Annotated in this window: 20 protein-coding genes and 1 pseudogene; 16 read left to right on the top strand and 5 right to left on the bottom strand. The window is 37.2% G+C overall.

Going from position 1 to position 21,094, the window contains the following annotated elements:
* Window positions 1-27 precede the first annotated feature (27 nt).
* Complete coding sequence (locus tag SB773_RS18675; RefSeq protein ID WP_044444001.1) at window positions 28-1,470, bottom strand: MDR family MFS transporter; 1,443 nt, start codon at window positions 1,468-1,470, stop codon at window positions 28-30.
* A 213-nt stretch (window positions 1,471-1,683) separates the two neighbouring features.
* The gene (locus SB773_RS18670; RefSeq protein ID WP_375370038.1) at window positions 1,684-2,955 is read right to left on the bottom strand and encodes a BaiN/RdsA family NAD(P)/FAD-dependent oxidoreductase; all 1,272 of its coding nucleotides are present in this window, start codon (window positions 2,953-2,955) and stop codon (window positions 1,684-1,686) included.
* Window positions 2,956-3,390: 435 nt separating this feature from the next.
* On the opposite strand from SB773_RS18670, the gene SB773_RS18665 reads away from it, so the two are divergent.
* Window positions 3,391-5,043 (top strand): putative polysaccharide biosynthesis protein, encoded by a 1,653-nt coding sequence (locus tag SB773_RS18665; RefSeq protein ID WP_060750859.1) that lies wholly within the window; start codon window positions 3,391-3,393, stop codon window positions 5,041-5,043.
* Window positions 5,044-5,084: 41 nt separating this feature from the next.
* Window positions 5,085-5,813, top strand: a complete 729-nt coding sequence (locus tag SB773_RS18660) for a pseudouridine synthase (protein ID WP_131246863.1) — start codon at window positions 5,085-5,087, stop codon at window positions 5,811-5,813.
* Window positions 5,814-5,895: 82 nt separating this feature from the next.
* Here the strand turns inward: SB773_RS18660 and SB773_RS18655 are convergent, their stop codons facing one another.
* Window positions 5,896-6,117 (bottom strand): DeoR family transcriptional regulator, encoded by a 222-nt coding sequence (locus tag SB773_RS18655; RefSeq protein WP_000805512.1) that lies wholly within the window; start codon window positions 6,115-6,117, stop codon window positions 5,896-5,898.
* A 357-nt stretch (window positions 6,118-6,474) separates the two neighbouring features.
* Here SB773_RS18655 and pepV point away from each other — a divergent pair, with 357 nt between their 5' ends.
* The 4 genes from pepV (at window position 6,475) to SB773_RS18635 (ending at window position 11,852) form a co-directional block, all read left to right on the top strand.
* Window positions 6,475-7,881 carry a dipeptidase PepV gene (pepV, locus tag SB773_RS18650; RefSeq protein ID WP_410591345.1) on the top strand — a complete coding sequence of 469 codons (1,407 nt, stop codon included), beginning with the start codon at window positions 6,475-6,477 and terminating at the stop codon, window positions 7,879-7,881.
* A gap of 103 nt (window positions 7,882-7,984) precedes the next feature.
* Entirely contained in the window at window positions 7,985-8,530 is a 546-nt protein-coding gene (gene thpR, locus SB773_RS18645) for an RNA 2',3'-cyclic phosphodiesterase (RefSeq protein WP_002067707.1), read from the top strand.
* Between the two features lie 137 nt (window positions 8,531-8,667).
* Window positions 8,668-10,809: a type I pullulanase gene (gene pulA / locus SB773_RS18640; protein WP_410591342.1), complete on the top strand. Its 2,142-nt coding sequence runs from the start codon at window positions 8,668-8,670 to the stop codon at window positions 10,807-10,809.
* 245 nt (window positions 10,810-11,054) lie between these two features.
* A complete protein-coding gene (locus SB773_RS18635; protein WP_131246861.1) occupies window positions 11,055-11,852 on the top strand; it encodes a phosphotransferase family protein in 798 nt (265 codons plus the stop codon).
* Between the two features lie 3 nt (window positions 11,853-11,855).
* On the opposite strand, the gene SB773_RS18630 is transcribed toward SB773_RS18635, so the two are convergent.
* The gene (locus SB773_RS18630) at window positions 11,856-12,134 is read right to left on the bottom strand and encodes a YtzH-like family protein (RefSeq protein ID WP_002015625.1); all 279 of its coding nucleotides are present in this window, start codon (window positions 12,132-12,134) and stop codon (window positions 11,856-11,858) included.
* A 232-nt stretch (window positions 12,135-12,366) separates the two neighbouring features.
* On the opposite strand from SB773_RS18630, the gene trmB reads away from it, so the two are divergent.
* Both trmB and SB773_RS18620 read left to right on the top strand, forming a co-directional pair.
* Window positions 12,367-13,020 carry a tRNA (guanosine(46)-N7)-methyltransferase TrmB gene (gene trmB, locus SB773_RS18625; protein ID WP_002015624.1) on the top strand — a complete coding sequence of 218 codons (654 nt, stop codon included), beginning with the start codon at window positions 12,367-12,369 and terminating at the stop codon, window positions 13,018-13,020.
* A gap of 70 nt (window positions 13,021-13,090) precedes the next feature.
* Entirely contained in the window at window positions 13,091-13,945 is an 855-nt protein-coding gene (locus tag SB773_RS18620; RefSeq protein ID WP_410591339.1) for a YtnP family quorum-quenching lactonase, read from the top strand.
* A gap of 128 nt (window positions 13,946-14,073) precedes the next feature.
* On the opposite strand, the gene SB773_RS18615 is transcribed toward SB773_RS18620, so the two are convergent.
* Complete coding sequence (locus SB773_RS18615; protein WP_002015622.1) at window positions 14,074-14,385, bottom strand: PepSY domain-containing protein; 312 nt, start codon at window positions 14,383-14,385, stop codon at window positions 14,074-14,076.
* 148 nt (window positions 14,386-14,533) lie between these two features.
* Here SB773_RS18615 and SB773_RS18610 point away from each other — a divergent pair, with 148 nt between their 5' ends.
* The 8 genes and pseudogenes from SB773_RS18610 to SB773_RS18575 all read left to right on the top strand — a co-directional run.
* A complete protein-coding gene (locus SB773_RS18610; RefSeq protein ID WP_002089046.1) occupies window positions 14,534-15,607 on the top strand; it encodes a M42 family metallopeptidase in 1,074 nt (357 codons plus the stop codon).
* A 276-nt stretch (window positions 15,608-15,883) separates the two neighbouring features.
* A complete protein-coding gene (locus SB773_RS18605) occupies window positions 15,884-16,393 on the top strand; it encodes a DUF84 family protein (protein ID WP_002167552.1) in 510 nt (169 codons plus the stop codon).
* A gap of 83 nt (window positions 16,394-16,476) precedes the next feature.
* A complete protein-coding gene (locus tag SB773_RS18600) occupies window positions 16,477-16,791 on the top strand; it encodes a thioredoxin family protein (protein WP_002015619.1) in 315 nt (104 codons plus the stop codon).
* 79 nt (window positions 16,792-16,870) lie between these two features.
* Entirely contained in the window at window positions 16,871-17,683 is an 813-nt protein-coding gene (locus SB773_RS18595; RefSeq protein ID WP_002129459.1) for a DUF1444 domain-containing protein, read from the top strand.
* Window positions 17,680-18,294 carry a YtpR family tRNA-binding protein gene (gene ytpR, locus SB773_RS18590; RefSeq protein ID WP_002089041.1) on the top strand — a complete coding sequence of 205 codons (615 nt, stop codon included), beginning with the start codon at window positions 17,680-17,682 and terminating at the stop codon, window positions 18,292-18,294. The genes SB773_RS18595 and ytpR overlap by 4 nt, the downstream gene beginning before the upstream one ends.
* A gap of 143 nt (window positions 18,295-18,437) precedes the next feature.
* A complete protein-coding gene (locus tag SB773_RS18585; protein WP_002015616.1) occupies window positions 18,438-18,782 on the top strand; it encodes a hypothetical protein in 345 nt (114 codons plus the stop codon).
* Window positions 18,783-18,822: 40 nt separating this feature from the next.
* A complete protein-coding gene (locus SB773_RS18580; protein ID WP_410591334.1) occupies window positions 18,823-19,779 on the top strand; it encodes an N-acetylmuramoyl-L-alanine amidase in 957 nt (318 codons plus the stop codon).
* Between the two features lie 156 nt (window positions 19,780-19,935).
* A pseudogene (locus SB773_RS18575) lies at window positions 19,936-21,094 on the top strand (DNA translocase FtsK); the annotation flags it as partial.

Raw genomic sequence — 21,094 nt, 5'->3', positions numbered from 1 at the left:
AGGATGACCATTTTGGTCATCCTTTTTTTATTGTTCACTTGTTTGTTTAGCTGGCTTTAATAGGATCCAAGCGATAATTAATGTGAATACCGCTAATACGAAAGTGCTCATATAAATGACGTGTACACTTGATGCTAATGCGGATTGTGACTCAGTTGCTACGTTTGCTGTAGCCCCTCCATGTCCCCCAGAAGAAACAAGATCAAGGTTTTTAATGCCACGTGCATGAATCATCGTATTGAAGATCGTTCCGAAGATTGCAGCTCCTAGTGTTTGACTAAATGTATTAATAAATGTATTTAAACCAACTGCCGTTCCGCGCGTATTCGCGGGTACAGCTGCTTGAATTGTTACCATGTAAATTGGTGTAACAAGCCCCATTCCTAAGCCGAATAATCCGACTGCAACATAAATAAGGAATGATGGTGAATCTGTTGATAATGTAAATAATAAGAAAGTAGCAACTGATAAAATGCTAGCTCCAAGTAAAATAATTTGTTTCGTTTGTAACTTGCCAACTAAGTTGCCGGAGAACATAGCACCGAATGTCCACATAACAGGAATCGGCATTAAAATGAGTCCAGCCTCTGTCGCATTTTTTCCTAAAACACCTTGGCTCCAAATTGGAAGATACACTGTAATACTAATAATCATTGCGCCAGCAATAAGTGTTAGTATGTTTATTGTAGATAATGTACGGTTAGAGAAAAGTGCTAGCGGAATTAATGGTTCCGGAGACTTTTTCTCGATGTATAAGAAAATAATGAATGAAACAGCGGCAAAGATTAATAGGCCGATAATTGAAATGTCTCCCCAGTTTTGCTTACTGCTACCTGTTAATAATGCGTATAGTAAAGCAATTGTACTTAATGAGAAAACTGTCGCACCAAGATAGTCGATATGTTGCTTAGCGGCGGACTTAACAGATTCCTTATAAGAAGTGGCAAACATTAAGCAAGCGATAATTCCAAAAGGAACGTTTAAGAAGAAAATATAGCGCCAAGAAAGAGAATCAACTAAAAATCCACCTACTAACGGCCCAATAACACCAGATACACCCCAAACTGCACTCATCCAGCCTTGTGCTTTCGCGCGGTCTTTCGCTTCGCTATATAGGTCTCCAATAATCGTCATTGTGATCGGCATAACAGCACCAGCCCCTATACCTTGAAGAGCACGGAAGAAGATTAATTGTTCCATTGATGTAACGACTCCGCAAAGTGCAGAACCGATTAAGAAGATTGTTGCTCCGATGAGCAGAACTTTTTTACGGCCGAATAAATCAGCTAGCTTTCCGTATATTGGAGTCGAAACAGCTGTTGCAAGCATATAGATTGCATATACCCAACTAACAAGTTCGACACCTGACAAATCACTCGTTATACGAGGGATCGCTGTACTAACAATCGTTCCTTCTACCGCAGAAAGAAACGTCATTAGCATTAAAGACATCATGACTTTTTTTCTCATTTGTTTTCCCCTTACCCTTTTTCGAATATTCAACAATATAAAATATAAAGGTACTAAGGTATATAAAGCAACAAAAAAGCAATGGGAAGTTAGGAGGAGGGGATATTTTTGAAGAAACGGTCGATATATTTAAAGTATCGCCAATATAATTTCGTGTACTGCTTTGCTATTTCAACATACTAAAAAAAGAAACAGGAGTCCCTGTTTCTTTTTTTAGTATTGCATTTTCGCATTTTGTCCTGCTGTTGTTCCGGCAATTCGGCCAGTAACAAGGGCAGATGTAATGTTATAGCCGCCAGTATAACCGTGAATATCAAGAACTTCCCCGCAGAAGTATAAACCATTCGTGAATTTTGAAGCCATTTCTTTCGGGTTAATTTCTTTAACGGATACCCCTCCGCCAGTAACGAATGCTTTTTCAATTGACTGCGTACCATTTACATGGACGGTAAATTCTTTAAAGTCTTTCACAAGTGCGCGAATCTTCTCATGAGAAACTTGTCCAGCTTGTTCGCTACCGTCAATTTCATTTTTTTCTAATAAGAATAGGAAGTAACGTTCAGGAACATAGCCTTTTAAAACGTTTTTAATTCCTTTTTTCGGATCTTCTTTCATTTGTTTCAGCATGCGCTGGAACAGTTGCTCACTATTTTCTTCTGGCAATGCATCGATACTCATGTGCACTGTGTTCGTTTTAAACTTTTTCATCGCTTTCACAACGAATTGGCTACAGCGAAGAGCAGCAGGACCAGATAGGCCGAAGTGAGTGAAAAGCATGTCCATTTTATGAGAAATGATAACTTTTCCTTTTGGGTTTAATACACTTAAGTTTACATCTCGTAAAGCAAGACCTTGTAATGTGCGGTCACGAATAAACGGTTCGTTTGAAAGAATTGGTACTTCTGTTGGGAAAAGTTCTGTAATTGTATGCCCAGCTTTTTCAGCCCAAGCGTATCCGTCTCCAGTAGAACCAGTTTGAGGAACAGATTTTCCGCCAACAGCGATAACGACGTGATTCGTTTCTAACACTTCACCTGTTTGCAGAATAACAGCCTTCGTTTGACCGTTTTCATACTCAATCGTTTCGACAGGCGTATTCGTACGTATTTTCACACCTAAGTCTTTTAATCGTGTTAACAGTGCATCTACAACAGATTGCGCTTTATTTGATACTGGGAACATGCGGCCATGATCCTCTTCTTTCAGTTGTACACCGAGATTTTCGAAGAATGTAATAATATCTTCATTACTGAAAATAGAAAAAGCACTGTATAAGAAGCGACCATTTCCAGGTATATGTTTAACGATTTCATCAAGTGGTAGACGGTTTGTTACGTTACAACGACCACCACCAGAAATCGCAAGTTTACGTCCTAATTTATTTCCTTTATCAAGAAGTAAGACGCTTGTGCCTTCTTCAGCAGCACCGATTGCAGCCATTAGCCCTGAAGGACCGCCGCCGATGACAATAACATCATAATGCATAATATATCGACCTCATTTTCTACATTTCCTGCCTAAAAGAATAGCATGTTTTCCCTTAAAAGAAAAATAGAGTGAAGTACTGCTTAAGAGGAGAATTGTGGTACAATACAAAAGTTAGAGTTCAGCATTATCCTGCTATTTATGGGCAATAAGACTACTATCTTAAGATTTATGAGAAGTAAAGAGGGAGTTAAAAAGGTCCGTAAATGCTCGAATGATTAGTAGGAGGGGAGTCTCCCACTAATTATAGTTTCACTTTATCCCGCATTAACGGGCAGTAAAACTCCCACCTCAAAATTCGGCTAGAGCAAAGAAGTTAGGTGGGAGATAAACTGCCTGTAAAAGCCCGATTGGTTCAACTAATAATCAGTGGGGGATGAAAAAAACCCCCACTAATTATAGTTTCACTTTATGTAGATGTAGGAGGATTTTCGTATGTCCGATTCAAAATTTCTGCGCGGAACGCTTATTGTGACGTTAGGGACATTTTTAGTAAAGTTCTTAGGCATGATTTACGTTTTTCCGTTTCATGCATTAGTAGGCACAGAAGGCGGAACGCTCTATACATATGGATACATTCCATATACGATATTTTTAAGTATCGCAACGGCAGGAGTGCCGCTTGCTGTTTCTAAGTTTGTTTCCAAATATAATGCACTTGGAGATTATAAAACGAGCCGGAGAATGTTCCGCTCGGGAATGGTTATGATGATAGTAACAGGAGTTCTTTCCTTCTTAGTACTGTACATGACCGCACCATTATTTGCAGAAGCAATGCTTGGTAAACAAAGTTTACAAAATAAGATAGAAGAAGTTACGACGATTATTCGCCTCGTAAGTTTTGCGCTTATTGTTGTGCCGGCAGCAAGTTTGATTCGTGGTTATTTCCAAGGCCACCAATCGATGGGACCGACTACGGTTTCACAAATTATTGAGCAAATTATTCGTATCGTCTTTTTATTAGCGGGTAGTTTCATCGTTATTAAAGTACTTGGTGGTACAGTAGCAACGGCAGTTGGGGTTGCGACATTCGCTGCGTTCGTTTCAGCAGTTGGAGCACTTGGCGTATTAATTTGGTACTGGTTAAAACGTAAAAAATATTTGGATCAATATTTAATTGAGCAAACTGTACCAGAATCGACGGTAAGTACCGCTCAATTGTTTAAAGAGTTGTTTGCATATGCAATCCCTTACGTTGTAATTGGATTAACAATTCCTTTATATCAACAAATTGATACATTGACATTTAACTCTATTATGCAGGCGATTGGTCAAGGAGATATCGCAGAGCGAGCACTCGGTATTTTCACGATGTGGACGCATAAATTAATTATGATTCCAGTATCACTTGCAACAGCGTTTAGTTTAACGCTCGTGCCAGCGATTACAAAGTCGTTTACTGAAAAGCAATACCGTTATTTGAAATTACAAATTACACAAACATTCCAGGCGAATATGTTTTTAACATTGCCAGCAGTTGTCGGTATTTCTACACTTGCATATCCGATTTACACTGCTTTCTACGATTCAGACCCACTAGGTGGACAAGTATTAATGTGGTATGCGCCAGTTGCATTGTTATTCGCTTTATTCACAGTAACAGCAGCAATTCTGCAAGGGATTAATCAGCAGAGACATGCGGTTATTGCGCTTGTGATGGGTGTTATTTTGAAATTTGTATGTAACGTAATCTTTATTCGTTATTTCGGTACAGTTGGGGCGATTTTGGCTACTGCAGTCGGCTTCTTAGCTTCCGTATGGTATACGAATAGACAAATTAAAAAACACGCACACTATTCATTTGGTGTTGTATATAAGAGAACATTCCAAATTGCAGTTTTAACACTTGTAATGGTTATTGCTGTAAAACTATCACAATGGCTTCTATCCTTCATGGTTTCGCCTGATGGCCGTATTGGTGCTCTTATTACAGTTGCGATTTGTGCAGGTATTGGTGGTCTTGTTTACGGATTGTTAGCGATTCGCACAGGAGTACTAGAAAGAGTATTTGGCGGAGAAGCTTTAGAGAAAATCCAGCGTAAACTTGGTAGTAGATTCAAAATAAAGTTGAAATCAAAAGGGGCGTAAATACGTCCCCTTTTCTATGATAAATAAAGAAGGTGAAGAACATGAGATTAGATAAATTATTAGCGAATATGGGACACGGAAGTAGAAAAGAAGTAAAGAAATTACTGAAAGACGGCGTTGTGAAGATTGATGGAACGCCAGTGAAAGATGCGAAGTTTCATGTGAATGTAGAAGAGCAAGAGGTTATGATTCACGGTGAAGTTGTGGAATATAAAGAGTTTGTTTATTTAATGATGCATAAACCACAAGGTGTTATTTCAGCGACAGAAGATGATAATCACGAAACAGTAATAGATTTATTAGAATTAGAAGATGCGATTTTTGATCCATTCCCTGTTGGAAGGCTCGATATTGATACAGAAGGTTTCTTATTAATCACAAATGATGGGAAGTTAACGCATCAACTATTATCTCCGAAAAAGCATGTGCCAAAAAAATATTATGCACACATTTCAGGCGTTGTAACGGAAGAGGATGTAATAGAATTCGCTAAAGGTGTTATTTTAGAAGATGGCTATGAAACGAAGCCAGGCAAACTTACAATTTTAAAAAGTGATGATATTTCCGAAATTGAGCTTGTTATTACAGAAGGAAAATTCCATCAAGTGAAGCGTATGTTTGAAGCAGTAGGGAAAAAAGTAGTGTATTTAAAGAGAACAGAGATGGGACCTTTAGTGTTAGACGAAGAGTTAGAACTTGGGCAATATCGTGAATTAACAGATGAAGAAGTAGAAATGTTAAAGACGTATCAAGTAGATAACGAAAAATAACGCCAATTTCAAAGTATAGAAAAGACCCCTTTCTAATGAGTTAGAAAGGGGTATGTATTTATTTACATACAATTATTTTTTATTATGAGGTCATTCTCACTTTCTTTCCTGTCGTTGTCCACTTGCCGCGGCAAGGGCTATACACGAGTTCATTAAACTGCAACACATTTAGATCACGTTGTATTGTTCGCGGTGTGATCCCGAACTCATCTACAAGGTCTTTCGTTGTTACCGTACCGTTTTCATTGATGTACATATAAATCGATTTAATGCGTGTTAGCATACGAGTAGTTGTAGGTTTCAAGAGAAAACCGCTCCTCTACTAGTTTTTTTGACCCCATTCAGGAAAGAAGGTCGTTACTACCATTGTACTCTACATGATAAAATTCATGCTTTAATCTACTTAAATTTTACAAAAGTTTAACAAATATTCATATAGAAAAATATTGGTAGTTGACATTATATATTTGGTCAGTCAACTAACTCATAAATTTCTACGTAAAACGCCAAATTCCTGCAAATTTTTTTGAGAAAATAAAAGAAAAACTAATAAGAAATATCTGAAATATTAAAATTGTTCGTCATTAGATTTTCATGTATGGCATAAGAGATTTTCGTTTGCTATGATGAAAGAGACAATATAGTGAAGGATGGATGCGTGATGTCAACGATTAATTGGACAGAAGAAGTTACAAAACGAAAAGATGATTTAATTCGTGATACACAACAATTTTTACAAATTAAAAGTGTATGGGAAGAAGAATCTGCGAAAGAGGGCGCACCATTCGGTGAAGGTGTAGAAGAAGCTTTATCTTTCATGTTACATAAAGGAGAAGCAGAAGGTTTCTGTTCTAAAAATTTAGAAGGATATGCAGGTCATCTTGAAATGGGACAAGGAGAAGAGTTAGTAGGTATTCTTTGTCACGTTGATGTTGTACCAGAAGGAGACGGCTGGATAACTCCTGCGTATAGTGCGGATATTCGCGATGGAAAGATTTTTGCACGTGGTGCAATTGATGATAAAGGGCCGACGATGGCAGCTTATTATGCGATGAAAATCGTTAAAGAATTGGGCTTACCTCTTTCAAAACGTGTTCGTATGATTTTAGGAACAGATGAGGAAAGTAATTGGAAGTGTGTAGATCATTATTTTAAAAATGAAGAAATGCCAACAATCGGTTTTGCGCCGGATGCAGATTTTCCGATTATTAATGCGGAAAAAGGAATTTCTGACATACAAGTTGTGCAAAGTGGTGGCGAAGAGAAAGAAGGCACATTTAAGCTTATTTCATTTGAGTCAGGTCGTCGTTTAAATATGGTTCCTGATTTTGCAGAAGCAGTTATTACAGGAGAAGATGTAAATACACTTACAGTAGCATATGAAGAGTATTTACAAACTGCTAAAAAAATAGGTAAAGCAATTGTAGAAGGAAAGACGGTGACGTTGCAAATTAAAGGGATTTCAGCTCACGGATCTACTCCGGAAAAGGGAGAAAATGCAGGTTTATTATTGGTAAACTTCTTAACGAAAGTTTCTATTGATGGAAAAGGGGCTTCATTTGCCTCGTTTGTAACAGAAACATTTACAGGTGATATTATGGGAGAAAAAGCTGGTATTTCTTATAAAGACGATATTAGCGGGCCGTTAACAGTGAATGTTGGTCGCCTGTCTTACTCGCAAGAAAACGGTGGTAATTTAGGATTAAATGTACGCTATCCAGTTACAACTAACTTTGAAGAAACGATTGCAAAGTTAAAAGAATATGTTGGTACTCATGGATTTGAAGTAGCGGATTATTCTAACTCTCGCCCGCATCACGTTGACAAAGATCATACGTTAATTCGTACTTTACAACGTGTATATGAAGAACAAACTGGTGAAAAAGCTGAATTGTTAGCAATTGGCGGTGGTACTTATGCTCGTTCATTGAAAGCTGGCGTTGCATTTGGTCCGTTATTCCCAGGAAAAGAAGAACTTGCGCATCAAAAAGACGAGTACATTGAAATTGAAGATTTATTAAAAGCGACAGCGATTTACGCTCAAGCAATTCATGAATTAGCGAAATAAAAGATATTTAAATAATGACCGCTCTCTACTTTAGAGGGCGGATTCTTTTTAGCTGAATGAGATAAGGAAGAAAAGCAACAATAACATAAAGGAGACGATGTAGATGGTGCCGCATTATTTTGTCGCAGTAACTTTACCACGTCATATAAAAGAAATTCTTTCTAATTATAAAGAGGAAATGAAGGATGAATTACCATTTCGCTCTTGGGTACATGAAGAAGACTATCATATTACCCTTTCATTTTTAGGAAGTGCGACAGAGGAACAGTTAGAAGGAATAAAGAATGGATTACAAACACTTACAGAAAAAACGGAATTATCGTTCACGTTACAAGGGCTTTCTACATTCGGACAGGTGGACCAGCCGCGTATATTTTGGGCGGGGATAAGTGATAATCAAGATTTGTTTACTTTACAAAAGCAAGTGCATACAATTTGTGAAGAAAATGGCTTCTCTCTAGATACACGTCCTTATCATCCACATATTACTGTTGCGCGTAAATGGGTAGGAGAAAAAGTGTTTGATCTGACAAATGTAAAAGAGTTACCTGTAACATCATTTCAAGCAGATACGATTACTTTGTATGAATCTCACGTTAAGGAAACGCCGAAGTATAAATCGATTACTGAAATAAAACTACAAAAATAGAATGTATGAAAACGTTTTTTATACAGGTGAATATACTATAGGGAATAATGTGTTACTGTATAGAGCTTCGCTGATAAGAAAAACCTTATCATTTGCAGCTCGTTTCATTTTAACTTTAAGAATGATGGTGATTTTTTATGTTGAAAGTAAAACGTCCATTTGATGCCTATTTAGATGAAATGAATAAAATTACAATTTTGCTCCCGCATGCGTATGGAACAAGCCGGACATTTCGTTTACAAGAAGGAAGCAATGTGAAAGAGTTACCGATTGTTCATACTATTGCTCTTCCAGATGCAACGAAGTATGAATGTTTTATAGAAGAGCCGATAGATGTGGGAAAGTATTATACAGTACGGGATGAACGGAATGAAGAAACAGATTTACAAATAGGCGCTGTGATTCGAACAGTAGTTTTCGATGAAAAATATTATTACGAAGGTACCGACTTAGGTGCTGTGTATAAAAAAGAAGAAACAATATTTAAAGTATGGGCTCCGACTGCAAGGCTTGCGAAAGTACGGATTTATAAAAGTGATAAAGAATATATTGATTATGAAATGTACAGAGAAGAAAACGGAGTGTGGATTCATACATTACAAGGTGATCATGATGGAGCACGATATACATTCCTTGTTTGTATTAATTTAATATGGAACGAAGCGGTTGACCCTTATGCAAAGTCTGCGACGATAAATGGAAAATACGGCGTCGTTATCGATTTGGAAAAAACGAATGTGACAAAACGAGTAGAATTATCACCATTACAGTCAATGACAGAGGCCATATTGTATGAACTGCATATTCGTGACGCTACTATTCACCCAAACAGTGGGGTGAATAAGAAAGGAACATATAAAGGGCTAATGGAAGAGGAGACAGTAGGGCGAAATGGGACATTAACAGGATTGTCTCATATAAAAGATTTAGGCGTTACACATGTTGAACTATTACCTTTACATTGTTTTGGTGGTATAGATGAAGTGAATCCTGCTTCCGCATATAATTGGGGCTACAATCCGTTATATTACAATATACCAACAGGATTTTATGTTACAAACCTTTCTGATCCATATAACAGGATAGTAGAGTGTAAACAACTAATTGAAACATTTCATGATCACGGCATTCGAGTGATTATAGATGTTGTATATAATCATGTTTATGAAAGAGAATTATCATCATTTGAGAAGCTTGTCCCGGGATATTATTTTCGTCATGGGGAAGACGGTATGCCTTCTAATGGGACGGGAGTTGGAAATGATATAGCATCTGAACGGAAAATGATGAGGAAATTTATTATAGAATCTGTTTTATATTGGCTTACTGAATACAATGTTGATGGATTCCGATTTGATTTAATGGGAATTTTAGATGTTGAAACGATGAATGAATTAGAAAAAGAAGTACGAAAAATAAAGCAGGATGCGCTGTTATTAGGTGAAGGATGGGATTTGCAAACACCGCTTCCTCTTGAAGAGAAAGCGACGTTAAATAATGCGAATAAAATGCCATGTATCGCACAGTTTAATGATCAATTTCGTGATGGAATAAAAGGAAGTACTTTTAATATAAATAAACGTGGCTTTGCATTTGGTGGGCATGTAGACTGTAATCATTTGCAGTATATAGTAGCTGGTAGCCTTTTAAGTATGAAAGAAACAGGATTGTTCCTAGAGCCAGTACAAAGCATCAACTATGTAGAATGTCATGACAATATGACGATGTGGGATAAACTAGTGCAAAGTAATCCAGAATCAGAAGAAATTTTGAAAAGGCGTCATCGTTTAGCAACTGCAATGGTTATTCTTTCACAAGGGATTCCTTTCTTACATGCGGGGCAAGAGTTTTATCGTACGAAGCAAGGGAACGAAAATAGCTATAATGCAAATGATGAAATTAATCAATTAGATTGGGATCAAAAAGAGAAAGAGATGGAGACCGTTAACTATATAAAAGGGTTAATTGCGATTCGCAAAGGGCACGGGGCATTCCGATTACAAAATGTAGACCTTATAAAAAAGCATATGACTTTTTTGCAAACATCTACAGAAGTACTGGCATACCACCTAGAGCATGTAGAATTATTTGGACCGTGGAAAGAGATTGTAGTTTTATTTAATAGCGGTTTGGAAGCTAAAACGGTGCAGCTTCCAAAAGAAGAAACGTGGCATGTGTTAGTAAACGAAAAGCAAGCGAAAATAGAGCCAATTTCTTCATTTAGAGGAAAGGAACTTCAATTGGCTCCAATTAGCACGTATATATTGGCGATAATGTGACAAATCGCTACTTGACGATGAGAATGTAATAAATGTAGAATTGACAAAGGTGACGATTTTCATAAGTTGTCATTCTATGATTGATTTTGTAAAATAAACTAGAAGAACAGGTGATTTATCCTGTTTTCGGCTTATGCCAAGTTTTTTCATTCAAATACAGTAAAATATATGAATCCACAACATATGTAGAAATGTTGCGGTTTTTCTTTTCATAACTATAAAAGATAAGGATTTGTTAACGGGTAATGAATATGGAATGGTTGGAACAATTATTAGGAAAAGAGTGGAGTCTTATACCGGCTGGTGGAGTAACGGGCGATGCATATATTGCGCAAAACGGACAACAAAAGTTATTTTTAAAGCGGAATACATCGCCCTTTTTAGCGGTATTGTCAGCAGAAGGAATTGTTCCAAAATTACTTTGGACAAGAAGGGTAACGAACGGTGATGTAATTTCTGCTCAAAAATGGCTTCCGGGACAGAAGTTAGAGCCAGAGGATATGAAACTAGAACGTGTTGCGAAACTTTTGAAAAAAATACACTCCTCTAAAGCGCTTGTGCAGATGATTCAAAGGCTAGGAAAGCAGCCGCTTCATGCGCAAGAGTTATTACAACAATTACAGCTCGTTTTAAGAGGAGATATAAGAGTTGATGAAACAATTCAGCAAGGTCTTCAATATTTAACGGAGTCATTAAAAGATATTGAGTACAATGAATTCGTTGTATGCCATTGTGATGTAAACCATAACAATTGGATATTGTCGGACGAAGATGAATTGTTTTTAATTGATTGGGATGGGGCTGTTATTGCTGACCCAGCTTTAGATCTTGGTATGTTATTATATTGGTATATTCCGCGCCACGAATGGAGTGAGTGGCTCGGATATTATGAGATTGAACTAGATGAATCATTGCTTAGGCGTATGAGATGGTATGTGATAGCACAAACGATTTTATCTATGCAATGGCACACAACAAAAAAGCAGCAAGCAGAAGCTAAATATTGGCATCAATATTTACAGCAACTACTTGCTTCAGAATAATACTTAAGAAAAATTGTCCATTCCAGCAATCCACTGAGTAAGTTGTTCTTGATTATTGGAAATATGGTTGTCCAAATTAGAGGAAGATTTACCCGATTGACTATAAGAATATACATCGTTTAGCATTACTTTAGTGTCACTACTTATACTATCGTTTGCGAGTAACGATTGAATGAGTCGCTCTAATTGCTCGCATTCAGAAACTGTCCCGCAGCAATCACTTTGATGGTTGATTAAAATATCTTTTAATACTTCTAATTGATGCTGTTGATTAATTGGCATGAACGGATCATCCTTTCGAGTGTTTTTCTCTCCCTAGAAATGTAAGAGAAAAAGCTGTTTCGTCATGGAATGTTTAATGCTTTATGTAGTTTTTATCAAAATGGTACATCTTATACTTGAAAGAAACGGACCGAGTGCTCGTACGTACTTGGTTTTTTGTTTGATAGATTGATTAAAACAGAAAGAAGGAATTTTTCCTTTAAAATAGTTTTGTAAAGAGAGGGAGACATCTATGCGTTTAAGACATAAGCCTTATGCAATGGATCGAATTAATGAGTATTCACATATCGTAATTGGAAACCCAGAGGAGAGTGCTGGTAACTGGAAAGAAATATTTGGAAATGAACAGCCAATTCATATTGAAGTAGGTACAGGACGTGGCCGCTTCATGTATGATATGGCAAAAGCAAATCCGCATATTAACTATATTGGAATTGAAAAATTCACAAGTGTTGTTGTAGATGCACTTGATAAATTAATTGAAGAAGAAGTACCGAACTTAAAGTTAATTAATAAAGATGCTGAAGATTTAACAGTTTTCTTTGCGAAAGGTGAAATTGACCGCGTTTATTTAAACTTCTCAGATCCATGGCCGAAGAATCGTCATACGAAGCGTCGTTTAACGTATAAAACATTTTTACGCAATTATGAAGAAGTGTTAGTAGATGGCGGAGAAATTCATTTCAAAACTGATAACCAAGGTTTATTTGAATATTCTATTATGAGTATGGCTGAGTATGGTATGTTATTAACTTACCTTAGCCTAGATCTTCATAATAGTGATTATGAAGGAAACATTATGACAGAATACGAAGAGAAATTTTCTAGTAAAGGTCATCGTATTTATCGAGTTGAAGCAAAATATCGTACGGAGCCTATGCAGTAATGCATAGGTTTTTTATATGAAAAATAATCGGAATATTATGTTAAAATTAAATAGAAAAGGGGGATGGGATATGGAACAGTTACAAATTGGAAATATAAAAGTGATGTGGCTAAAAGGTGGGAATACACATTTAGATGGAGGCGCGATGTTTGGAGTTGTGCCAAAAGTACTTTGGTCACGAAAATATAAACGTAATGATACAAATCATATTTATTTACGAACAGATCCGTTACTCTTACAAACGAAAGAAGGAAACATGCTTATTGATTCAGGGATAGGGAATGGTAAATTGAATGAGAAAATGAAGCGGAATCAAGGTGTAACAGAAGAATCATCAGTTAAGGAATCTTTAGAAAAATTGGGACTGCATAATGAAGATATTCATTACGTCTTAATGACGCATCTTCACTTTGACCATGCATCTGGTTTAACAAAATGGGAGGGAAATCGCCTTGTTCCGGCGTTTCCGAACGCAACGATTTATGTAAGTGAGACTGAATGGAATGAAATGAAAAATCCGAATGTTAGATCGCGTAATACATATTGGAAGGAAAATTGGGAGCCAATCGTTGATAAGATTGTTACGTTCAGGCAAGAAATAGAAATTACGGATGAAATAAAGATGGTGCATACGGGTGGTCATAGTGATGGACATGCTGTTGTCGTCCTTGAAAGTCAGGGTGAAACGATGCTTCATTTAGCGGACATTTTACCGACGCATGCACATCAAAATGTATTATGGGTAATGGCATACGATGACTATCCAATGACATCGATTGAACATAAACAAAAGTGGATGAAGTATGGTGCTGAAAAAGAGGCGTGGTTTACTTTTTATCATGATGCATATTACCGTGCAGTAAAGTGGAATGAGGAAGGGCATATAGTGGAGAAGATAGAGAGAAAAACAAATATAGAAGCTTAATATTAATAAGAGGAAGGTGTCCAAAAATATTTATTGGAACAATCTCCACTTATTATGTATTGCTGTTATTATCAGCTTTTGTTGGTAATTCTAAAAAAAAAGAGGTTCACCTAATGGGAAACCTCTTTTTATGCTGCTATAACCTCTAAAACAGTACCTGTTTTAGCATCAACTAAAAATTCAAATCGTTCTTGTATTTCATCTAACATCGTTGTAAGACCGCCGCGATAAACTTCGTACGCGACATCATATTTTTCAAATGCCTCCGGAACCATATGTACCCAAGAGCCAGTAATTTCACCTTTATGACTTAATGCTTGTTTCACCATTTTCAATGCTTTTTCTGAAGAAATATGGGATTGTTCTTGTACTTTGTTTGCAACGAAATAACCAGCTGCGAACCCAACGCCAAGACCTGTGACTAAACCTTTCCAGCTCATATATTCACCTCAATTCTGTAAAATAAAAATAGTGTACCAATAATAATTATAATGCAAATGCAACTAAAAAAGAAGAAACTAGAAACATTTCGAAAATTTCGTTACAATAAAAGAGGTATTCTACTAAGGTTTGAAAGAAGGGGACTTCGTGAATAAAGAGACATTACAATTATTTCGTACGTTAACAGAATTACAAGGTGCATCAGGTTTTGAACATGATGTGCGCAGTTTTATGAAGCAAGAATTAAGCAAATATGCTGATGAGATTGTGCAAGACGGTTTAGGTAGCGTATTTGGTCTGAAAAAAGGGGACGAAACTGGCCCGCGCGTTCTTGTAGCAGGTCATATGGATGAAGTAGGTTTCATGGTTACGCAAATTACGAAAAATGGGATGCTTCGTTTTCAAACGTTAGGTGGCTGGTGGAGCCAAGTACTATTAGCTCAGCGTGTACAAGTTATGACGAAGAATGGTCCTGTTATTGGGGTTGTTGGTTCCATTCCTCCTCATTTATTAAGTGATGCGCAACGTGCAAAACCGATGGATATAAAAAATATGTTAATTGATATAGGTGCAGATAGTTATGAAGATGCGATTGAAATTGGCATAAAGCCAGGGCAACAAATCGTTCCAATCTGCCCATTCACGCCAATGGCAAATGAAAAGAAAATTATGGCGAAAGCTTGGGACAACCGCTATGGATGTGGCCTTGCTATCGAATTGCTAAAGGAATTAAAAGATGAAACATTACCAAACACATTATACTCTGGTGCGACTGTACAAGAAGAAGTAGGTCTTCGCGGAGCGCAAACTGCTGCAAATATGATTCAACCAGATATTTTCTATGCGCTTGATGCAAGTCCAGCAAATGATGCATCTGGTGATAAGACGCAGTTCGGTCAATTAGGAAAAGGCGCTCTTCTTCGTATTTATGACCGTACAATGGTAACACATAGAGGAATGCGCGAATTCATTTTAGATACAGCAGAAACACATAACATTCCGTACCAATACTTTATTTCACAAGGTGGTACAGATGCGGGCCGTGTACATACAAGTAACTCAGGTATCCCATCAGCAGTAATTGGTGTTTGTGCACGCTACATTCATACACATGCTTCTATCTTACATGTTGATGATTATGCGGCAGCGAAGGAATTAATTACGAAGCTTGTGAGAGCGACGGACAAAACGACGTTAGAGACAATTAAGAATAACGCGTAGAGAGGAAGGGTGAAAAACCCTTCTTTTTTTAGGTTGAATAGATGACCCAGCGATGAATGGGAGCGGTCAGTGCCTAGTTGGTGTTCGAGCGATGTATTAAGACCGCGGGTAGGAAGAGAGAGGAAGGCTGTTTTTGGAAAACCTTTTCTTTTTTCAGGTGGGAGAGATGACACAGAGATGCGTGTGTGCGGTCAGGCGCTACGGTATAAATCTCAGTCATGAAGACTGATTTGGTGTTCGAGGATAGAATGATGAATTTATATAGAGGTGAATGAAATGAAGGTAGTAGTTGGATCGAAGAATAAGACGAAGGTTGGGGCTGTGGAGAAGGTTTGGGAAGATGCTGAAATTACATCTCTTTCTGTTCCATCAGGAGTAGCAAATCAGCCTTTTTCAGATGAAGAGACGATGCAAGGAGCAGTAAATAGAGCGAAGAGAGCATTGCAGGAAGGTGCAGCTCATATCGGCATTGGGCTAGAAGGCGGCGTTATGAAAACGGAGCATGGGTTATTTATGTGTAACTGGGGTGCTTTAGCGACGATTGAAGGTAAAACATTTGTTGCGGGCGGGGCACGTATTAAGTTACCAAACGATTTTTTAGCACCGCTTGAAGAAGGAAAAGAGCTAAGTGAAGTGATGGAAGAGTTTGTAGAGCGAAAAGATATTCGTAGTCACGAAGGTGCTATCGGTATTTTTACAGATGATTATGTCGACCGAACGGAATTATTTGTACACGTTGTTAAGTTACTTGTTGGGCAATATAAGTATGATGAAAAGCAAGCATAAACCTTGCACCATGCGCGATGTATGGTAGTATAAAGAAAAGATTATAGTGTGAAAAAGTGCACTCGTTAGAGGAGGAAATATAGATGAAATCATTAGAAAGCATGGAACAATTCCAAGAATTAAAAAATGAAGAGAATGTAGTCTTCATGTTCTCAGCAGAATGGTGCCCAGATTGCCGTTTCGTTGATCCATTTATGCCAGAAGTAGAAGAGAAGTATAGTGATTTCTCATTTTACTATGTAGATCGTGATGAATTTATTGATTTATGCGTGAAAGTAGACGTATTTGGCATTCCAAGCTTTGTAGCGTACAATAAAGGTGAAGAAACTGGACGCTATGTAAATAAAGATCGTAAAACACAAGAGCAAATCGAAGAGTTTATTGAAGGTTTAAAATAAGACAATTAGCCAATTGAATTGTAAAAACAACCTCTACCTTCGCGGGGGAGGTTATTTTTTTGGAAAGGAGGAAAAAGAGATGAAAATGACAAGTAAAAAGATGAAAGACGAGTTAATGAAGAAATTATCTCGACCAGAATGGGACTTTCATTATGATAGCGAGAAAGAAGTTCTTCGTATTGAACAAACAGACTCGAAAAAAGGTATTAACGTATCACTTCCAGGAGTAGTTGCAAAATGGGAAGTGAACAAAGAAAAAGCAATTGAAGAGGTCGCTTATTACGTACAAGAAGCGCTAATTGCAATGCATAAAGAAGAAAATAGCACGGCGAAAATTTTACCTGTTATTCGCTCTACTTCTTTCCCGAAACAATCAGAAGAAGGAAATCCGTTTATTATGACGGACCATACGGCGGAAACACGTATTTACTATGCGCTAGATTCTAATAAAACGTATCGATTAATTGATGAGCGCTTATTGCAAAAATTAGAGCTTACAGAGGAACAAGTACGTGAAATGGCATTATTTAATGCTCGCTCATTAGGCTATGAATTTAAGCAGGAGACAGTAGCAGGTAATACATTCTACTTTTTAAACACAAATGATGGATACGATGCGAGTCGTATTTTAAACGAATCGTTACTACACTCGATGCGTGAAAAGATCTCTGGTGATATGGTTGTTGCAGTTCCTCACCAAGATGTATTAATTATTGCTGATATCGTCAACGAAATCGGTTATGATATTATTGCACAAATGACAATGAAATTTTTTGCCGAAGGGCATGTTCCGATTACATCACTTTCATTCGTATATGAAGATGGGGACTTCGAACCAATCTTTATTTTAGCGAAGAATCGGAAGAAGACAGATGGAAAAGAGAAAGGATGAACGAAGTGAACGTTTTTTACAACCTTGAAGGAATTGGTGACACTTTAATTGTTACCTTACAAGATATTACTTTAGAAAACCGTACATTTGACCGCAAAGGAGATGTTGCTCGCGTATACGATCGTGAAAGCAACGTAACAGCAGGATTCAACATCTTTAATGCGTCTTCTTATGTAGAAGTAACAGACAACGGAAACGTTACATTAACGAAAGAGTTTGTTGAAAAAATTAACGGAATTTTAGCGAAGAATGGCTTTGAAGAAAAAGTAGAAGCTGATTTCACGCCGAAATTTGTTGTAGGCTATGTAGCTGAAAAAGAGAAGCATCCAAATGCTGATAAATTAAACATTTGTACAGTAGAAATCGGTACAGAAACATTACAAATCGTATGTGGTGCACCAAACGTTGATGCAGGACAAAAAGTTGTTGTTGCAAAAATCGGTGCTGTAATGCCAAGTGGTATGTTAATTAAACCAGCTGAACTTCGCGGTGTTCCTTCTTCTGGAATGATTTGCTCTGCACGTGAGTTAGAGCTTCCAGATGCTCCAGAAGAAAAAGGTATTCTTGTATTAGAAGATAGCTTTGAAGTTGGACAAGAATTTAAATTTTAATTGATGTTAGAAAAAGTAGTCTCGCATATGTGAGGCTATTTTTTTGTGCGAAATTCCTAGGATTGTAACGTTTCCTCTCAAAATCTATATTGTATTTCAAAAACGGATTAGGTAAAATTTAGAAAAAAGAAGGGGGTAGACGTATGAAGCAACAACCAAAAATTGCAGAACTTCTGAAACGAATTGAAACTTCAAAACAGCAAGATATCGAACTAGGTTCCTATGAAATATATGTGTTTAGCGAAAATGAATTAGAAAAAGGACAAATCGGTTATCGATATGATAAACATAAAAATTCATTAATAAGTGAAGAAAGTGGAAAATGGAAAGAGGAATGGATTGTTATCGGATATGAAACGGATATGGGGGATCCTGTTTTCGTAAATGTAGCTGATGATGCTTATCTAGTCTATACCGCAGAGCGTGGTACAGAAACGTGGCAACCCGTTCATATTGGAAATATGGATGAAATTATAAAACAATTATAAGAAAAACTTTGAGACCGGTGCAAAGTGATAGGAGAGAAAAATGAAGTATATAAAAATAATGAGCGCTATTGCAGTCATTGGAATATATATGGGAGGTTGTTCGCAAGAAGAGCCGAAAAAAGAAACAACCTCTTCTATACAAGAAAAAAACAAAGATAATAAGGAAGACGCACCGGTAGAAAAGCAGCAAGAAGAACAAGAAAAGAAAGAACAGCCGCAAGCAATTCAAACGAATGAGCAAGTGGAACATAAGCAGGAGGAAGTGCCGGCCGAGGAAAAGAAAGAGGAAACTACGCCGCTGCAGCCAACTGAGCAACCAGTACAAAATAATGAACAAAAAGTAGAGAGTAATGAAAAACAAGAAAAGTTTCTAGTCGTTATTGATCCAGGGCATCAACAAAAAGCGAATTTAAATTTAGAGGCAATTGGTCCAGGAGCAACTACGCAAAAATATAAAGTAACAGACGGAACAGCGGGAGTTGTAACGAAAAAGAGGGAATCAGTTCTTGTATTAGAGATGGCTTTTATATTGAAAGAAAAACTTGAAGCAAAAGGTATACAAGTATTGATGACGAGAACGTCACATGAGGTTGATATAAGTAATAAGGAACGAGCAACATTCGCGAATGATCATAAAGCGAATTTATTTTTGCGCCTTCAAGCAGATGGTTCTGAAAATCCAAATCAAAGTGGATTTGCTGTATTGACACCGGCAGAAGGAAGTCCGTATACGAAAGAGATTTATGCTGAAAGTCTTCAAATCTCTCAAACGATAGTAAATAAAATGAGAGAGAATCATCAAGTGAAAGTAAATGGAATTAAATTTCGGGATGATCTTTCTGGATTTAATTGGTCGAAATTTCCAGGAGTACTATTAGAACTTGGATTTATGTCAAACCCTGAAGAAGACAAAAAATTATCTGACCCACAGTATGGAAATTCTTTATTGCAAAGTGTAACGGATAGTGTGGATGAATATCGGAAGGGTAAAGATTAAACGAGGTCTTACATGTAAGACCTCGTTTTTCTATATGAAAAACAATCGTGAATTAGAATATTATGGATAAAACTAATATGCTTAATTTTACCTGCACTTTTTGCCGAATGCTGATACAATAAAGGATGTTACTATTTAGTAGAAAGAGTGGTAAACATGTTAGATTGGATGAAAAAGCTGTTTAACAAAGAGGAAGAAAAAACAGTGATGAATAAAGAAGTACCGGCACAAATTGAAAGTCAGCCGAAAATTCCTCGTGTAAACCACTACACTGAAGCAAGAGAAGCACAAATGGCAAGTCGGAATGCAGGGAAATGTCGTTTTCCATTAATACCAGATAATGGCTTCGATGAGGAGGATGTAAGAGAACTGCCTAACTTTGAAGAACAACCTATTCAAAGAGGAGCATATGAAGAACAGCCTACTCAAAGAGGAATAAAAGTGGAAAGAAGCAGACGACCGTATGTGGAAACAGAAGCACCTACATATGAGGAACCGGAATTGCAATATGAACCGGAACCAGAGCCTGTCGTAAAAAAAGCATTCGTACCGTCGCAAGAAAGTAACCGTAGACCATTTCGTCCAACAGAAATGATTTCTCCGATTTATGGATATAACCGTCCTTCAGTAGAAACGAAGGTTGTGCAGGAGGAAGAAAAGGTAAGAGAAGATCTTGAAATATCTGTTGAAGGAAAAGCTGTTGTTGACGCATGGTTAGAGAAAAAGGGATATACATTATCTGACTTTTCGGGAGTTCTACAAGGAAGTTCATCTGTTAAGAACGGAGTGAACGAACGAAGTAATAAAGTAGAAGAAAAATCGGTTGTGGATACATGGTTAGAGAAAAACGGTTACGAAGTTGAACGTCAAGCCCCTTCATTAGAAGAAAGCCTAAGTGATGATTTGCTTCATAAAACAGTAGGACAGCATGTGGAAAAAGAGGCTACAATTGTACAAGCCTTGAAGCAGGAGCAAGATGTAGTGGCGTTATCATCTACAGAAGATAACGAAGAAACTTTACAAGAAGAGTCAATAGATTCTAAAGTAGAGCATGTGTATTCGATATTAACAGAAGAAAATGAATGTAATACAGAAATAGAAGAAACTGTTGCTGAAGTTGCAGCAAATCAAGTCGAAGAAGAAACATTAGACGATGTAGTGATTGTAAAAGCAGATGAAAAGCTTGAAGAAACAATTACTATAGAAATACCAGATGCTTTTGAAGAAGAAGCTAAGGAAGCAGAAGAAGTTGTGGAATTAGAGAAATCTGAGGAAGCGACAGAAGAAGTTGTGGAATTAGAGAAATCTGAGGAAG

The organism is Bacillus sp. SIMBA_074, from assembly GCF_046534555.1.
Classification (GTDB): Bacteria; Bacillota; Bacilli; order Bacillales; family Bacillaceae_G; genus Bacillus_A; species Bacillus_A mycoides.
Note: the sequence above shows the minus strand (reverse complement) of the source record. Positions and strands in the feature narration are given on the sequence as shown.

What these genes read in the sequence shown, in the direction of transcription:
- SB773_RS18600 (WP_002015619.1), top strand. Translation starts at nt 16,477, where the DNA reads ATGAAATCATTAGAAAGCATGGAACAATTCCAAGAATTAAAAAATGAA.
- SB773_RS18595 (WP_002129459.1), top strand. Translation starts at nt 16,871, where the DNA reads ATGAAAATGACAAGTAAAAAGATGAAAGACGAGTTAATGAAGAAATTA.
- SB773_RS18675 (WP_044444001.1), bottom strand. Translation starts at nt 1,470, where the DNA reads ATGAGAAAAAAAGTCATGATGTCTTTAATGCTAATGACGTTTCTTTCT.
- SB773_RS18635 (WP_131246861.1), top strand. Translation starts at nt 11,055, where the DNA reads ATGAATATGGAATGGTTGGAACAATTATTAGGAAAAGAGTGGAGTCTT.
- pulA (WP_410591342.1), top strand. Translation starts at nt 8,668, where the DNA reads ATGTTGAAAGTAAAACGTCCATTTGATGCCTATTTAGATGAAATGAAT.
- SB773_RS18660 (WP_131246863.1), top strand. Translation starts at nt 5,085, where the DNA reads ATGAGATTAGATAAATTATTAGCGAATATGGGACACGGAAGTAGAAAA.
- SB773_RS18585 (WP_002015616.1), top strand. Translation starts at nt 18,438, where the DNA reads ATGAAGCAACAACCAAAAATTGCAGAACTTCTGAAACGAATTGAAACT.
- thpR (WP_002067707.1), top strand. Translation starts at nt 7,985, where the DNA reads ATGGTGCCGCATTATTTTGTCGCAGTAACTTTACCACGTCATATAAAA.
- SB773_RS18620 (WP_410591339.1), top strand. Translation starts at nt 13,091, where the DNA reads ATGGAACAGTTACAAATTGGAAATATAAAAGTGATGTGGCTAAAAGGT.
- SB773_RS18630 (WP_002015625.1), bottom strand. Translation starts at nt 12,134, where the DNA reads ATGCCAATTAATCAACAGCATCAATTAGAAGTATTAAAAGATATTTTA.
- pepV (WP_410591345.1), top strand. Translation starts at nt 6,475, where the DNA reads ATGTCAACGATTAATTGGACAGAAGAAGTTACAAAACGAAAAGATGAT.
- SB773_RS18605 (WP_002167552.1), top strand. Translation starts at nt 15,884, where the DNA reads ATGAAGGTAGTAGTTGGATCGAAGAATAAGACGAAGGTTGGGGCTGTG.
- SB773_RS18580 (WP_410591334.1), top strand. Translation starts at nt 18,823, where the DNA reads ATGAAGTATATAAAAATAATGAGCGCTATTGCAGTCATTGGAATATAT.
- SB773_RS18670 (WP_375370038.1), bottom strand. Translation starts at nt 2,955, where the DNA reads ATGCATTATGATGTTATTGTCATCGGCGGCGGTCCTTCAGGGCTAATG.
- ytpR (WP_002089041.1), top strand. Translation starts at nt 17,680, where the DNA reads ATGAACGAAGTGAACGTTTTTTACAACCTTGAAGGAATTGGTGACACT.
- SB773_RS18615 (WP_002015622.1), bottom strand. Translation starts at nt 14,385, where the DNA reads ATGAGCTGGAAAGGTTTAGTCACAGGTCTTGGCGTTGGGTTCGCAGCT.
- SB773_RS18665 (WP_060750859.1), top strand. Translation starts at nt 3,391, where the DNA reads ATGTCCGATTCAAAATTTCTGCGCGGAACGCTTATTGTGACGTTAGGG.
- trmB (WP_002015624.1), top strand. Translation starts at nt 12,367, where the DNA reads ATGCGTTTAAGACATAAGCCTTATGCAATGGATCGAATTAATGAGTAT.